The organism is Pseudomonas sp. 43A (genome assembly GCF_013363935.1).
Lineage (GTDB): Bacteria > Pseudomonadota > Gammaproteobacteria > Pseudomonadales > Pseudomonadaceae > Aquipseudomonas > Aquipseudomonas crudilactis.
Window position 1 is genome coordinate 3,609,527 of the sequence record NZ_CP054880.1, and the last position, 14,176, is coordinate 3,623,702.

The 14,176-nt window shown below is 61.1% G+C and carries 14 protein-coding genes; all 14 read left to right on the plus strand.

Features of this window, described 5'->3' with window-relative positions:
* Positions 1 to 50 precede the first annotated feature (50 nt).
* The 14 genes from HUW52_RS15870 to HUW52_RS15935 all read left to right on the plus strand — a co-directional run bounded on the left by HUW52_RS15870 (position 51) and on the right by HUW52_RS15935 (position 14,176).
* Positions 51 to 407: a cytochrome c5 family protein gene (locus tag HUW52_RS15870; protein WP_175554207.1), complete on the plus strand. Its 357-nt coding sequence runs from the start codon at positions 51 to 53 to the stop codon at positions 405 to 407.
* A 76-nt stretch (positions 408 to 483) separates the two neighbouring features.
* Complete coding sequence (locus HUW52_RS15875) at positions 484 to 1,812, plus strand: D-arabinono-1,4-lactone oxidase (protein ID WP_175555686.1); 1,329 nt, start codon at positions 484 to 486, stop codon at positions 1,810 to 1,812.
* Positions 1,813 to 1,886: 74 nt separating this feature from the next.
* Positions 1,887 to 3,095 carry a DSD1 family PLP-dependent enzyme gene (locus HUW52_RS15880; protein ID WP_175555687.1) on the plus strand — a complete coding sequence of 403 codons (1,209 nt, stop codon included), beginning with the start codon at positions 1,887 to 1,889 and terminating at the stop codon, positions 3,093 to 3,095.
* Positions 3,096 to 3,368: 273 nt separating this feature from the next.
* Positions 3,369 to 3,980 (plus strand): transposase, encoded by a 612-nt coding sequence (locus HUW52_RS30800; protein WP_007915478.1) that lies wholly within the window; start codon positions 3,369 to 3,371, stop codon positions 3,978 to 3,980.
* A 56-nt stretch (positions 3,981 to 4,036) separates the two neighbouring features.
* On the plus strand, positions 4,037 to 5,635 hold the full coding sequence (locus HUW52_RS15890) for a ShlB/FhaC/HecB family hemolysin secretion/activation protein (RefSeq protein ID WP_175554208.1): 1,599 nt from the start codon (positions 4,037 to 4,039) through the stop codon (positions 5,633 to 5,635).
* Between the two features lie 14 nt (positions 5,636 to 5,649).
* The gene (locus HUW52_RS15895; RefSeq protein ID WP_175554209.1) at positions 5,650 to 7,446 is read left to right on the plus strand and encodes a DUF2341 domain-containing protein; all 1,797 of its coding nucleotides are present in this window, start codon (positions 5,650 to 5,652) and stop codon (positions 7,444 to 7,446) included.
* Positions 7,447 to 7,457: 11 nt separating this feature from the next.
* The gene (locus HUW52_RS15900) at positions 7,458 to 7,883 is read left to right on the plus strand and encodes a biopolymer transporter ExbD (protein WP_175554210.1); all 426 of its coding nucleotides are present in this window, start codon (positions 7,458 to 7,460) and stop codon (positions 7,881 to 7,883) included.
* Positions 7,884 to 7,886: 3 nt separating this feature from the next.
* Complete coding sequence (locus HUW52_RS15905) at positions 7,887 to 8,591, plus strand: energy transducer TonB (protein ID WP_150692666.1); 705 nt, start codon at positions 7,887 to 7,889, stop codon at positions 8,589 to 8,591.
* A gap of 39 nt (positions 8,592 to 8,630) precedes the next feature.
* Positions 8,631 to 10,328 carry a putative porin gene (locus HUW52_RS15910; protein WP_175554211.1) on the plus strand — a complete coding sequence of 566 codons (1,698 nt, stop codon included), beginning with the start codon at positions 8,631 to 8,633 and terminating at the stop codon, positions 10,326 to 10,328.
* Between the two features lie 17 nt (positions 10,329 to 10,345).
* A complete protein-coding gene (locus tag HUW52_RS15915) occupies positions 10,346 to 10,975 on the plus strand; it encodes a DNA repair protein (protein WP_175554212.1) in 630 nt (209 codons plus the stop codon).
* A gap of 17 nt (positions 10,976 to 10,992) precedes the next feature.
* Positions 10,993 to 11,463, plus strand: a complete 471-nt coding sequence (locus HUW52_RS15920) for a YbjN domain-containing protein (protein WP_095050701.1) — start codon at positions 10,993 to 10,995, stop codon at positions 11,461 to 11,463.
* A complete protein-coding gene (locus HUW52_RS15925) occupies positions 11,460 to 12,407 on the plus strand; it encodes a peptidylprolyl isomerase (protein WP_175554213.1) in 948 nt (315 codons plus the stop codon). Before HUW52_RS15920 ends, HUW52_RS15925 begins: the two co-directional genes overlap by 4 nt.
* Before the next feature lie 162 nt (positions 12,408 to 12,569).
* Entirely contained in the window at positions 12,570 to 13,550 is a 981-nt protein-coding gene (locus HUW52_RS15930) for a LysR family transcriptional regulator (RefSeq protein WP_175554214.1), read from the plus strand.
* A 107-nt stretch (positions 13,551 to 13,657) separates the two neighbouring features.
* On the plus strand, positions 13,658 to 14,176 hold the full coding sequence (locus HUW52_RS15935; RefSeq protein ID WP_175554215.1) for a GNAT family N-acetyltransferase: 519 nt from the start codon (positions 13,658 to 13,660) through the stop codon (positions 14,174 to 14,176).

Below are 14,176 nucleotides of genomic sequence, written 5' to 3' on the forward strand. Positions count from 1 at the left end.
CGTTGCAGCCGCTGCCTTAAGGTGTGAGCACAACAATAAGCGAGGCCGTTATGCGGGCAATCCGACTCACTCTACTGCTGGCGTTGGCCGTGGCGCTGCCTGGTTGCGGTGAAGACCCCAAGCCCCCGGCCAGCGTCAATAGCAACGCTACGCCGAAAGACCCGGCACTGGCGCAGATTTACGCCAACAGCTGTCAGCTCTGCCACGCCAACCCGGCCGCCAACGCACCGCTCACCGGCGACCGCAAAGCCTGGGAGCCGCGCATCCGGCAGGGCAGCGACACGCTGCTCGACCACGCCATCAACGGCTACAACGGCATGCCGCCGATGGGCCAGTGCGTCGAGTGCTCGGAAGAACAATTCCTGCAATTGATCGGCTTCATGGCCGACCAGCCCCTCCCAGAATAAGGTGCCCGGCATGACCATGGATCTGACACGGCGTCAGTTGTTGCAACGGGCGAGCATTGTCGGCGCGTTCAGTGCGTTGGCCAGTAACCCGGCATTGGGCCAATTGCTGCGCGCGCCGCGCTTGATTCCTTGGCGCAACTGGTCGGGCGGGCAAAGTTGCCTGCCAGCGGCGCGGCTGGCGCCGAAAAATCTCGATGAACTGACAACCGTCATCAAGCAGGCACAAGGCAAGATCCGCCCGGTCGGTTCGGCGCACTCGTTCAGCGCGCTAGTGCCCACCGACGGCACGCTGTTGTCGTTGAGCTATTTCAACGGACTGCTCGACCACGATGCGAAAACCCTGCAAGCCGAATTCGCCGCCGGCACGCCGATGTCACGCATGGGCCTGCCGCTGAAAGACATTGGTCAGGCCCTGCAGAACATGGCCGATATCGATTACCAGACCCTCGCCGGGGCCATTGCCACGTCGACTCACGGCACCGGCAAACACTTTCAGTCCTACTCGGCGCACGTTTGCGGCATGCAATTAGTGAAAGCCAATGGGGAAGTACTGGACTGCGACAGCCAGCGCCATCCCGAAATATTCAACGCCGCACGCGTCTCCCTCGGTGCACTCGGCGTGGCCACCAAAATCCGCCTGCAAAACCGCCCGGCTTATCGCTTGCGCGAGCGCCAATGGATCGCCAAGACCGAAGAGTTGCTCGAGGACCTCGAAAAGAACACAAGTGAAAACCAACACTGGGAAATGCTCGTCGTCACCCATTCCGACTACGCCTTGTCCATCGCCCTCAACGAAACCGACGACCCGGCCACACCACCGATTCCGCCCGAGGAGGAGGGCGGCAACGAGTTCGTCACTCTGATCGAGAAGATCGACAAGTACGCCAGCGACTTCCCCGACCTGCGCCGCACGCTGCTCAACAGCCTGCGCCATCTGGCCAGTTTCGATGACCGCGTGGGCGACTCGTTCGACATTTACGCCAACGTGCGCACCGTACGTTTCAATGAAATGGAGTATTCGGTCCCCGCCGAACACGGCCCAGCGTGCCTGCGCGAAATTCTCAAGCTGATTCAGGACAAGGATCTGCGTACCTGGTTTCCCATCGAGTACCGCTACGTCAAGGCGGATAACATTCCGTTGAGCATGTTCGAAGGACGCGACAGCTGTTCGATCTCGGTGCACCAGCATTATCAGATGGATCATCACAACTTCTTCGCGGCGATCGAGCCGATTTTCTGGAAGTACAACGGCCGGCCGCACTGGGGCAAGTTGCACACGCTCAACGCGAAAAACCTGCAGCCGTTGTATCCACGCTGGCGCGAATTTGTCGACGTGCGCCAGGCGCTGGATCCGAGTGGACGCTTTCTCAATGCGCATCTGGCGTCGATTCTGGGGGTTAGCTGATGGCGGTCAATCGGCGCAATTTTCTGCTTGGCACTTTGGGTGTCGGCGCGTTGTTGGTAGGGGTTGGCGCGTGGCTGCGACCGGGCGATCGAGGCGCGCCGTACAGCGAATATTTCCGCGCACTGAACAAAGAGTTGAGGGGTAAAGGGCCTATGCGCCCGGTGCTGCTGATCGATCTCGATCGTCTCGATCACAACATTGATGTGGTGATGCAGTCGGTCAAACGCGGTGGTAAACACCTGCGGCTGGTGGAGAAGTCGCTGCCCGCGCCGGGGCTATTGAGCTACATCGCGCAACGTGCCGGCACGCAAAAGCTGATGTCGTTTCATCAGCCGTTTCTCAATCACGATGCGCAGGTTTTTCCGCAGTCCGACATTCTGCTCGGCAAGCCGTTGCCGGTGCGTTCGGCAGAGCTGTTTTATCAAGCCCACAAAGGCTCGTTCGATCCTGCGAAACAACTGCAATGGTTGCTCGACGGCCCCGAACGTTTGCAGCAATACCTTGCGCTGGCTCAGGGTTTGGGCACACGGATGCGCATCAACATCGAACTGGATGTCGGCCTGCATCGCGGTGGGGTCAGTGATGTGAATGTCCTTGGGCAGATGTTTACGCTGATCAGCGCCAACCCCCAACATCTGGAGTTCGCCGGGTTCATGGGCTACGACCCGTTCGTGGGCATGGGGGTGCCGGGGATTCTTGGCTCGCCCGAGGAACTGTTTGCCAAGGTCATGGTGATTTATCAGCGTTGCGTGGATTTCACCCGCCAGCAGTTTCCCGCGTTGTGGCACGACGGCTTGTGCCTGAATACCGCCGGCAGCCCGAGTTATCGCATTCACGAAAACGAAAAGCTCAGCAGCGAGGTTTCCGTGGGCACGGCGATGCTCAAACCAACTCACTACGATTTGCCATCGCTCAGCGGGCACGTCCCCGCGACTTACATCGCTACGCCCGTGTTGAAAAGCACTGGCGCGGTAAACATTCCGGCGCTGGATGACAAGTCGAAGCTGTTTTCGTGGTGGGACCAGAATCAGCGCCAGACCTTCTTCATCTATGGCGGTAACTGGATGGCCGAGCTCGAATCGCCCGCTGGTTTGCAAAGCAACGGCGTGTATGGCCGCAGCTCCAATCAGGAAATGGTCAACGGCTCCAGTGCCGTCGGCCTCTCTGTGGAAGACCAGGTGTTCCTGCGCCCGACCCAGACCGAAGCCGTACTCCTGCAATTCGGCGATCTGCTCGCCGTGCGCAACGGCAAAATCGTCGACACCTGGCCGGTCTACACCTGACCCCAAATCACCACAAATCCCCTTGTGGGAGCGAGCTTGCTCGCGAAGGCGTCCTGTCAGTCACCTTCTACTCGACTGGCACACCGCTTTCGCGAGCAAGCTCGCTCCCACAGGGTTTTGTGTTGTCTGTTAAATCCCTAGCAATTCTGTAATGAAGCTTTTATGACAAAAGTTCGGTAGCACATCGCCAGTCCGGTCATGCCTATGTAACGCGCTTGAGGGGCCCAACGGGGCGCTTTTCACAAGCCGAGGCGGGACGCCGGGAGTGAGGCAATGGGGACTATGGAACGCTACTCGAAAGTGGGCATGCAGGAACTCGATCAACGCTTGTCGAAGATCGTCGAAGCGGCGCGCAAGAAGCCGGTTTCGGTGTATCGCTACGGCGCGCCGTGGGTCTGGATTGTCTCGCAGGATGACTGGCAGGGCGCCTTGAAAGAGGTGTCCAGTTACATTCCGCCGGGCCATTCGCTGGTGTTGCTGCGCCCGCAGATCGACGACTTGCTCGACGCCCACCGCGAACTCCTGCACGACCTCAATGCCGAGCCGGGCATGCTGATTCCCGCGCAAACGGTGATGCACATCCTGCTCCTGCAACTGCTCTATTCGGTGCCCAGCGAGCAGCAACTGTATGAACAGCTCAATTACAACCTGCTGTTCCGCTGGTTCGTCGGCCTCGGCCTGAACCAGAAAGTCTGGAGCTTCAACGCCCTCAGTCGCGACATCGCCACGTTGCTCAACGAGCCGCGCGCGGTGCTGCTCATTCAAAAAATCATCGGCGAAGTGTTCTGCGGTGCCTTGCTGCAAATGCCCGAGTTCTCGCTGAACTTCGCGCTTTTGCACACATGGCTGGGCAAACACGCCTGCGCCTCGACAGCCAGCAATTGACGCCATACACGCGGCGTTCGAAACGCCAACAGGTCATCGCGAATTCAGGGGGTAGTGTGGAACCGATTTTCAAGTCACGGCTGGCGCTGTGGGGCTGGCTGCTGGTGACGGCGGGCGCGCAGCCGGTATTGGCCGAAGAGGCCAATGAAAACGCAGCGGCGCAGCGTCTGGTCGACGTCAACGAATACTTCGTGCGCGGCAACACCGTGCTCGATGCGCGCGCCATTGAAGAAGCGGTGTACCCGTTTCTCGGCCCGCAAAAAGCCCTCACGGATATCGAAGGTGCTCGGGACGCGTTGCAAAAGGCTTATCAGGAACGCGGCTATCAATCGGTGTTCGTCGAGTTGCCGGAGCAAGCCGTCGCCGACGGCATCGTTTATCTGCAAGTCAGCGAAACCAAGGTCGGCCGGGTACGTGTGGTCGGCGCCAAACACTATTCGCCGTTGGACATCCGCGACGACGTCCCGGCGCTGAAAGAAGGCGAGGTGCCGGACTTCGCCAAGATTCAGGGCGAACTGGCGCAACTGAACAAAACCCCGGGCCGACAGGTGATGCCGCTGGTGCGCGAAGGTCAGCGCCCCGGCACCATGGACGTCGATTTGCAGGTCGAAGACCAGAACCCGTGGACCGCCAGCGTCGGCCTCAACAACGACTACAGCGCCGACACGGAAAAGCTGCGCACCGTCACCAGCCTCGGCTACAACAACCTCTGGCAACTCGGCCACAGCATCTCGCTGACGTACTTCACCGCGCCGCAGGACACCGATAACGCCAAGGTCTGGTCGGGCTCCTACACCGCGCCGCTGACCGAGCGCTGGAGCGTGCAGTTCTCCGGTTACCAGTCCGACAGCAACGTCGCCACCATCGGCGGCAGCAACGTGCTCGGCAAGGGCCACAGCTACGGCGTCTCGGCGATTTACACGCTGCCGTCGAGCGGCAACTGGTCGAACTCGCTGTCCGCCGGCATCGACTTCAAGGACTTCGACGAACGCCTGACCTTGTCCGGTGAGAGCGACAAAGTCCCGCTGCAATACGCACCCTTTACCTTCGCCTACAACGGCTATCGCTACAGCGAGAAGAGCCAGCTCGGCCTCGGCCTGAGCCTGGTCGCCGCCACTCGCAGCATTTTCGGTTACGGCAGTTCCGACGAAGACTTCGACTACAAACGCTATCGCGCCAAACCGAGCTTCGCCGTGCTCAAGGGCGACACCCATTACACCTGGACCTTCGACAGCGACTGGCAGAGCGCAAGCAAAGCCGCGTTCCAACTCGCGTCCGGGCCGCTGGTTTCCAACGAACAATTCTCTGCCGGCGGCGCTACTTCGGTGCGCGGCTATCTGGCCGCCGAACGCACCGGCGATGACGGTTTGTTGCTCAGTCAGGAAGTGCGCACGCCGTCGCTGGCCAAGTACGCCGGCACGTGGATGCAGGACTGGCGTTTCTATGCCTTCGCCGAAGGTGCGCAACTTTACCTGCGCGACGAACTGCCCGATCAGGACGCCAATTACGCCCTGGCCAGCGTCGGCCTCGGCACCCGCGCCAGCCTGAGCAAATGGCTGTCCGGCAGCCTCGACTGGGGCTACCCGCTACTCGAAGGGCCGAACACCTCGAAACAGGAATCGCGCCTGCACTTCAACCTTCAAGCCACTTTCTGACAAGGAGCACGTTCATGCAGCGCCTCTTCCTTTCGTTGTTGATCTGCCTGGGCTTCGTGCTCCCGGCCACGGCTCAGGCCTGGTGGCAGGACGACTGGCATTACCGCAAACAGATCGCCGTCGACACCACGCCACAAGGCGCGGCAATCAATCAGGCCCTCGGGCGTACCGCGCTGTTGGTTCGCCTGCACACCGGCAATTTCACCTTTGACGGGGTGAAAGAGGACGGTTCGGACCTGCGCTTCGTCGCCGCCGATGACAAGACCGTGCTCAACCACCAGATCGAAAGTTTCGACGCGCTGATGGGCATGGCGCTGATCTGGGTCGATGTGCCGAATGTCGAGGGCGGTCAGCGTCAAGATATCTGGATGTACTACGGCAATCAGAAGGCCCCGGTGACCGGCAACGGCCAACTGACCTTCGACCCGAATTACACCGCGCTGTATCACTTCGACGGCGCCACCGGCACCCCGGCCAAAGACACCACCGCCTACGGCAACACAGCGCAAAGCGCCACCGGCGCGGCGATTGACGGCGTAGTAGGGCGCGCGTTGCAGTTCAGCGGCCAGCCGTTGTTGCTGCCGGCCAGCCCATCGCTGCAACACAACGCCGGCAGTGCGTTTACCTTCAGTGCCTGGCTGCGTCTGGATCAGGCCAGTGGCGAACAACTGATTCTCGCCCGTCGTGAAGGCGCCAACAGCCTGCTGATCGGTGCCAACCAAGGCGTGCCGTTTGTGGAAATCGACGGTCAACGTGCCGTTGCCACCCAAGCGCTGAATCCGGGTCAATGGCAGCATGTCGCGCTGACCGCTGAAGGCTCCAAAGTGACCCTGTTCATCAACGGTCGCGAAGCGGCCACGCTTGCTCTGGCGATGCCGGCATTCAACTCGGTCATGGCCATCGGCGCTGACGTGCACGAAGGTCCGTTCCAGCCGTTCGTGGGCGCTATCGATGAATTGCGTCTGTCGAAGGTTTCGCGCCCGGCAGCGCTGTTGCTGGCGGACGCGACTTCGCAAGGTGCCGAGTCGAAACTGGTGGCTTACGGTGTCGACGAAGAACAGTCAGGTTTCGGTTTCGGCAGCCTCGGCTTCCTGCTCAACGCCGTGCCAATCGACGCCTGGGTGATCATCGCCGTGCTGGTGCTGATGATGTTCCAGTCGTGGATCATCATGCTGCGCAAGAACCGCAGCCTCAGCCGCGTGTCTGCCGCCAACGAAGACTTCCGCGTGCAGTTCGCCAAGGTCGGCACGCGTCTGGAGATGTTCGCCGACGACGCGCAACTCGCCCAACGCCTGCAGCATTCGTCGCTGTGGCGTCTGTATCTGGTGGCGGTCAAAGAGATCCGCACCCGTCGCGAGCAGGGCGCCGATACCTCGTCGGTTTCCGCCGCGACCATCGAAGCCATTCGCTGCTCCATGGACGGCGTGCGCACCCGCGAAAACCAGCAACTGAGTTCGAAACTCTCGACCTTGTCCAACGCAATCGCCGGCGGCCCGTACATCGGCCTGCTCGGCACCGTGCTGGGGATCATGGTGGTGTTCCTCGGCACGGCGATGGCCGGTGACGTGAATATCAACGCCATCGCGCCGGGTATGGCCGCCGCGTTGCTGGCCACGGCCATGGGCCTGTTCGTCGCGATCCCGGCGCTGTTTGGCTACAACCGCCTGATCACCCGCAACAAGGAAGTCAGCGCCGACATGCGCGTGTTCGTCGACGAGTTCATCACCCGGCTGGCGGAGATGCATGGCGAGAGCCAGTTCAGTGAGTCGGCGCATCGCAGCCATCACGCCAACCACTCTGTACCGGCCTGAGGAGCAATGACATGGCGTCTGTAAATGCCTCCCACGACGATGACGAAGATGCAGCGGTGGACAGCATCAACATCACCCCGCTGGTCGACGTGTTGATGGTGGTGCTGGTGATGTTCATCCTCACCGCCACCGCGCAGGTTTCCGGGATCCAGATCAACCTGCCCAAGGCCAGCGCATCCGTGTCGCTGTCCGAGGCCAAGACCAAGGCGATTTCGGTCAATGACGGCGGCCAGGTGTTCCTCGATGCCTACCCGGTGACGCTGGCCGAGCTGGAAGAACGCCTGCGCATCGAGAAGGCGCAGAGCCCGGATTTCCCGGTGATCGTGCGCGGCGACGCGACGGTGCAGTACCAGAAAGTCATCGAAGTGCTGGATCTGTTGCGCCGGCTCGAACTGTCCCAGGTCGGTCTCGTCACCGGCAAAACGAGTCAGGGCTGAGTCATGAGCGCACAACTCCCGATCGAGCCGCTGCCGGTGAAGAAGCCAGCGCTGCGTTATGCGAAGTGGGGCGCCGGCTTGCTGATCGGCGCACTCGCCGCGTGGTTCCTCTGGCAATGGGCCAACGACATGAGTGGCATCCGCCGCGAAGCGCCGAAGGTGCCGACGATCATTCCGTTGCCGCCACCGCCACCTCCGCCGCCGGAAAAGCCGCCGGAACCGGAAACCCCGGTGGAAGAGAAAGTCGTCGAGCCAGAACCGACGCCCGAGCCAGAAGAGGTCAAGCCCGAGGAAGAAGCGCCGCCATCGCCGGCGGACGATCTGGCCAACCCGATGCAAATGGACGGCGATGCGCAGTCCGGCAACGACGCCTTCAACATCGGCGCGGGCAAGGGTGGCGGCATGGCCGGTGCCGGTGGCGGCCGTCTGGGCACGGGGACGTACAGCCAGTTTCTGGCGTTCACCTTCCAGCGCTTGCTACGTGAGAACCCCGAACTGCGCAACCTCGCGTTTTCGCTGCAGGCCGATGTCTGGCTGAGCAGCGTCGGCGAGATCACCCGGGTCGAGCTGATCAAATCCAGCGGCAACCCCGAGATTGATACGCAGGTGTTGGCCGCGCTGCGTGGTGCGCCGGCCCTGAGCGAACGGCCTCCAGCCTCCATCACTTTGCCTGTGCGCCTGTCCCTGCAAGGGCGGCGTCCGGGTTAATTCATTTATTTACGCTTTGGCAAAAGGAGTTGTGTGCAGATGATTTCCAACGTGAATCGATTGTCCCTGGCGGTCGGCATGGTCATTGCGACCCTGGTCGGTCAGGCCGTGGCAGCGCCTGCGCCCTCGGAGAACGCCACGATCAATCTGATCCGCTTGCTGGTCGAGCAGGGCATTCTGAAACAGGACAAGGCCGACGCGCTGATCGCTCAGGCGCAGAACGAAGCGGCCCAGGCGAAACAGGCTGCGGCATCCACCGCCGTGGCCGCCGGGCCAGTGGCGGCGCCGGGCGATGTCCGTGTGCAATATGTGCCGGCAGCGGTGCGTGACCAGATCCGTGACCAGGTCAAAGCCGAAGTCATGGCCACCGCCAAACAGGAAAACTGGGCCGCGCCCAACAGCTTCCCGGAATGGGCCGCGCGCATCAGTTTCGACGGCGATATTCGTCTGCGTGACGAGTCGCGCTACTACTCGGACAGCAACAGCAACGAGATCGTCGACTTCGCCAAGCTCAACAACAACGGCCCATACGACGTAAACCCCAACAGCAGCACCAATCTGCCGCCATTGCTCAATACCCGCGAAGACCGCACCAACCAGTTCCGCATTCGTGCGCGACTGGGCATGAAAGCCGAAATCTCGCCGCAATGGACCGCTGGCATTCGCATCGGCACCGGCTCCGACAACAACCCGGTATCGACCACGCAAAGCTTCGGCGGCGGCTTCGCCAAGAAAGACATCTGGCTCGATCAGGGTTACCTGAACTGGAAGCCGACCGATGAGCTGACCTTGACCGGCGGCCGCTTCGCCAACCCGTTCATGTCCACCGACATGCTCTATTCCAACGACTTGAATTTCGACGGTGTGGCAGCGATTTTCGACCACAAACTCAACCGCGACTGGGGCGTGTTCGGCACCGTCGGCGCGTTCCCGGTGGATTACACCAACGACACCGCCAGCAGCAACGGCTTCGACAAGGAAGAGAGCGACAACAAGTGGCTGTATGGCGCGCAGATCGGCGCCAAATGGGCAATCAACAGCAACAACCGCTTGAAAGGCGCGCTGGCTTACTACCGCTTCGACGACATTCAAGGCCAGCGTTCCAGCCCTTGCGAACCGTGGGCCGGCGCACCGGGTTGCGACAGCGACGGCAGCCGTGCGGCATTCATGCAGAAGGGCAACAGCGTGTTCCTGCTGCGCGACATCACGCCGAACCCGCTCAACCCGACCACCACTCCGCAGCCGCAATTCGTTGGCCTCGCTTCCGAATTCAATCTGCTGGACTTGAACGTAGTGTGGGACGCCGACTTGCCGGAAGACTTCAAACTGCGCAGCCAGGGCAACTACATCCACAACCTCGCGTACGACGAAGGCGACATGCGCAAGCGCTCGGCCGGGCAGATCGTCAACAACCTCGACAGCAACGGCGACATCGAAAGCGGCGCCAACGCATGGATGGTGCAGTTCACCCTCGGCAGCGCGCTGGACCTGAAAAAGCAGGGCGACTGGAACATGTTCGCTGGCTACAAATACATCCAGCCGGATGCCTTGCCGGACGGCTTCAACGACTCGTCGTTCCACCTCGGCGGCACCAACGCCAAGGGTTACTTCATCGGCGGCAACTACGGTCTGGCGAAGAACGTTTACGCCACCGGTCGCTGGATGAGCACCGAAGCGGTGTACGGCGCGCCGTTCGACATCGACGTCTTGCAGCTTGAGATCAACACGCGCTTCTAAGGCGCCGGGAGAGGGTTATGAAAACGCGATTTGTGTGGCTCGGGCTCGGGCTTTTGATCGCCACTGGAGCGCATGCCGAAGGCATGGAAGAACGCCTGCGCACGCAATTGCGCAGCACCACGCAGCAGTTGCAGGCCCTGCAAAGTCAACAGGCCCAGGCCAGCGCCGCGCAATTGGCGGCGCAAAACGAAGCCAAGGCTGCGCAGGCGCAAATCAAGCAATTGAGCGCTGAACTGGCCAAGGCCAAAGGCGTCGCCGAGCAATTGGCCGGACAGCAACAGAGCCTGCACAGCCAGGCGCAGGCACAAGTGGCGGCCAGCGCCGAGCAGACCGGCAAGTTCAAAAAGGCCTATGACGAGTTGCTGGTCATGGCCCGTGCCAAAGAGGCAGAACGGTCTAAGCTTCAAGCGCAATTGGCTGAACGTGACACACAAGTGCAGCAATGTTCAGTCAAGAATCAGCAGATGTACGGCGTCGCCAAACAGATCCTCACTGCCTACGAAAACATCGACGTGGCCGAGGTGATGAAGATCCGCCAGCCCTTCGCGGGCAGCGCCCGGGTCAAGTTCGATGAACTGGCTCAGGGGTTCGGTGATGAGCTTTACAAGACTCAATTCGACGCGCCGCAAGCCGCGCTCACGCACTGATAGACAAGGAAGAAACAATGACTCAATTGATCAGCCACGTATCGCCAAAATCTCTGACCGAAGTCCTGCAAGCTGCGGGTTATCGCGTCAACGAAACCGAGCAGAACGGTATTGTTCAGTTGCTCAGCGCCAGTCAGGGCATCGGCTACGCCGTGCGTTTTGGTAATCCGGCGGTGGAGCAGGGCAGCTACGTCGATTTCACTTTCAGCTGTGCGCTGCGGGTGCAGGGTGAGTTGCCACAGGGTGTGGCCGAGCAGTGGAACGCCAGCCGCCGGTTTGCGCGGTTGTCGTTGCAGGGCGAGTTTCTGGTGATGGAAATGGACGTGGTGGTGGCGGCGGGCGTAAGCAACGATCACCTGCGCGGCAACCTGGAATTGTGGGATCGCCTGCTGCAAGAGTTCATCGTTTATCTGCGTGATTTCACTCAGGCCGCACAAGCATCTACCGCGAAAGTGGCCGTCGCCGAGCAAGAGGAAGTCGCGCTGTGAAAAAGCCTGCCATGGTGATCAGCGCCGCTGCGGTGGCGCTGTTGGTGGTGGCCGTGGCGCTGGTGGTGCGACCGGGCAGTGACCCGGTCGCCGCCCAGCAATCGTCGCCTGTGGCGGCGGTTGCTGCGGGGCCGGCGGTGGCGCGGTTGGGTAATCAACAGGTTTCGCCTGACGAATTGCAGGCGTTGCTGGCGACAGTGCCGCCGGAAACCCGCGAACAATTGCGCGGCAACCGTGAGGCGCTGGAACGCTGGATTCGCACGCGTCTGGCTGAAAAAGCGGTGCTGGAACAGGCTGATGCGCAGGGGTGGGCACAGCGCCCGGAGGTGGCACGGCAGACCCGTGCGGCGACTGAGCAGATCGTGTTCCGTGATTATTTGCGTTCGGTCAGTCAAGTGCCGGCGGATTATCCAAGTGCGGCTGAATTGCAGCAGGCTTATGACGCGGGCAAAGCCAATTGGCAGACCCCGGCGTTGTATCGGGTCAGTCAGATTTTCCTCGGCGTAAGTGATCCGCAGAATCTTGAGTCGGTGCGCAAGCAGGCGCTTGACCTGAGCAAAAAAGCTCAGACGACGCCAGCGGAATTTGCTGCATTGGCGACTCAATATTCGCAGGATCGCGTCACCGCTGAGCGTGGCGGCGATAGCGGCCTGCAACCGTTGCAGCAACTGGTGCCTGAGGTGCGTGGTGCAGTGGCGCGGCTCAAGGTTGGCGCGGTTTCCGATCCCGTCCAGAGCGCAGCCGGGTTCCACGTAATCAAACTCACCGAGCAACAACCGGCGCGCAACGCGACCCTCGACGAACTGCGCGATCAACTGACCCAGGCCTTGCGTGCGCAGCGCCAGGAGCAAATCGCTCAAGCCTATCTGGACGGAATGCTCAACACCGCAACACTGAGCATCGACGGCGCTGAACTCAACAAAGTCCTAGAGGAAAAACACTAATCCCAGTTCCACCGCTACCCCTGTGGGAGCGAGCTTGCTCGCGAAAGCGCCAGCACATTCAACATATTTGCTGACTGACACTCCGCTTTCGCGAGCAAGCTCGCTCCCACAGGGATCTATGGTGCACTCAAGACAAATACAAAGATCGACAGGGAGTCATCGATGTCATTCACCGAACCCGCAGGACGACCGGGCACCACCGATTACCACTGGTCACAGAACAACAACGAACCGTGGCTCGCACACGCCGCGACCATCGATGCCGATGTCGCCCAATACTTTCTGGTCAGCGCCCGCTGCGGCTGCTTCATGCAAGCGGCGCGCAGCCTCAACGTGCGTTCGACCTTGCTGCGCAAACAACTCGCGCAGCTTGAGCAAGAACTTCAGCACACGCTGTTCAGCTTTCAGGGCAGCGCCTTGAGCCTGACCCGCGAAGGCCAACAATTGCAGGCCAAACTGGTGGCGCTGGCGAATGAGCGCAAACTGCCGGTGGTCGAACAACCGCTGATTCGCCTCGCCGTCGCCGAATCCATCCTGCACGACATCCTCGGCCGCGACCTCATCGCACTGCTGCGCCGCAACGCCAGCGTACGTCTGGAAATCATCGCGCTGGACAGCGAACTGTCCCTGCGCGCGGTCAGCGCCGACATCGTGCTGTGGCTGGCCAACGGTGAAACCCCACACCCCGGCCCGACCTTCGCCACCAGCGAACCGCAACCACTGGCGCGCCTCGACTACCTGCCACACATCGCCAAACGCTACTCCCGCGTCACCGCCCGCCCGGATACGCCTGATGACCTCGCCGATTTCATGCTGGTGCAATGGCAACACGACCGGCAGATCGACAGCTTCCGGCCGTGGAATGAGTTGGTAGAGCAGCGCCTGGCGGGTGTGGTGCAGATGCAGTCTTATGAATTGATGCTGGAGATGATTCGCTGCAGCGCGTGCATCGGGTTGTTGCCGGCGTACATGAGCCGCTTCGATCGGGGCCTGATCGCGCTGCCCGGATTATTCGCCGAACCCATGCAATTGCAGGCATGGCTGGCGGTGAATGCCGAGTCACAGAATGTGGCCGAAGTGCAGACGCTCACTGACCTCATCCACCACACCTTCAACGAACGCCACGAATGGTTTCAGCCCTGACGCAATCCTCCTGTGCCCACATTCCCCTACAAATATTTTGCTATGGCAGACAAAGTGTTCAGCGGTTTAGAGTGATCGGCCACACATCGATCCAGGAAGGATCCGCCATGCCCGACCACAACCCCGCCATCCACTTCGAACGCTTCAACGAATCCCACCTCGAAGGCATCACCGCGCTGTACAACGATCCGGCCGTTGCGCGGCAGGTGTTGCAGATGCCGTTTCAGTCCGTAGAAGTCTGGCGCCAACGCCTGCTGGCGGATAACGAACGTGCGGTGAAACTGGTGGCGCTGCATCAGGGCGTGGTGATCGGCAACCTCGGGCTGGAGGCGTATTCGCGGATGCGACGGGCGCACGCTGGCAGTTTCGGTATGGGCGTTGCGGTCGCGTGGCAGGGCAAAGGCGTGGGTTCGCAGCTGTTGGCGGCGGCGCTGGACGTCGCCGACAACTGGATGAATCTGCACCGCGTCGAACTCTCGGTTTACGCCGACAATGAGGCCGCCATCGCGCTCTACCGCAAATTCGGTTTCGAGGACGAAGGCCTGTTTCGCGATTACGCGGTGCGCGACGGGCAATGGGTCGACACCCTGAGCATGGCGCGCCTGCGCACTCGCCCGAAAACCTGA

Coding starts and splice junctions, on each gene's coding strand:
- HUW52_RS15870 (WP_175554207.1), top strand. CDS start 51: ATGCGGGCAATCCGACTCACTCTACTGCTGGCGTTGGCCGTGGCGCTG.
- HUW52_RS30800 (WP_007915478.1), top strand. CDS start 3,369: ATGGGGACTATGGAACGCTACTCGAAAGTGGGCATGCAGGAACTCGAT.
- HUW52_RS15895 (WP_175554209.1), top strand. CDS start 5,650: ATGCAGCGCCTCTTCCTTTCGTTGTTGATCTGCCTGGGCTTCGTGCTC.
- HUW52_RS15900 (WP_175554210.1), top strand. CDS start 7,458: ATGGCGTCTGTAAATGCCTCCCACGACGATGACGAAGATGCAGCGGTG.
- HUW52_RS15905 (WP_150692666.1), top strand. CDS start 7,887: ATGAGCGCACAACTCCCGATCGAGCCGCTGCCGGTGAAGAAGCCAGCG.
- HUW52_RS15910 (WP_175554211.1), top strand. CDS start 8,631: ATGATTTCCAACGTGAATCGATTGTCCCTGGCGGTCGGCATGGTCATT.
- HUW52_RS15915 (WP_175554212.1), top strand. CDS start 10,346: ATGAAAACGCGATTTGTGTGGCTCGGGCTCGGGCTTTTGATCGCCACT.
- HUW52_RS15920 (WP_095050701.1), top strand. CDS start 10,993: ATGACTCAATTGATCAGCCACGTATCGCCAAAATCTCTGACCGAAGTC.
- HUW52_RS15930 (WP_175554214.1), top strand. CDS start 12,570: ATGTCATTCACCGAACCCGCAGGACGACCGGGCACCACCGATTACCAC.
- HUW52_RS15935 (WP_175554215.1), top strand. CDS start 13,658: ATGCCCGACCACAACCCCGCCATCCACTTCGAACGCTTCAACGAATCC.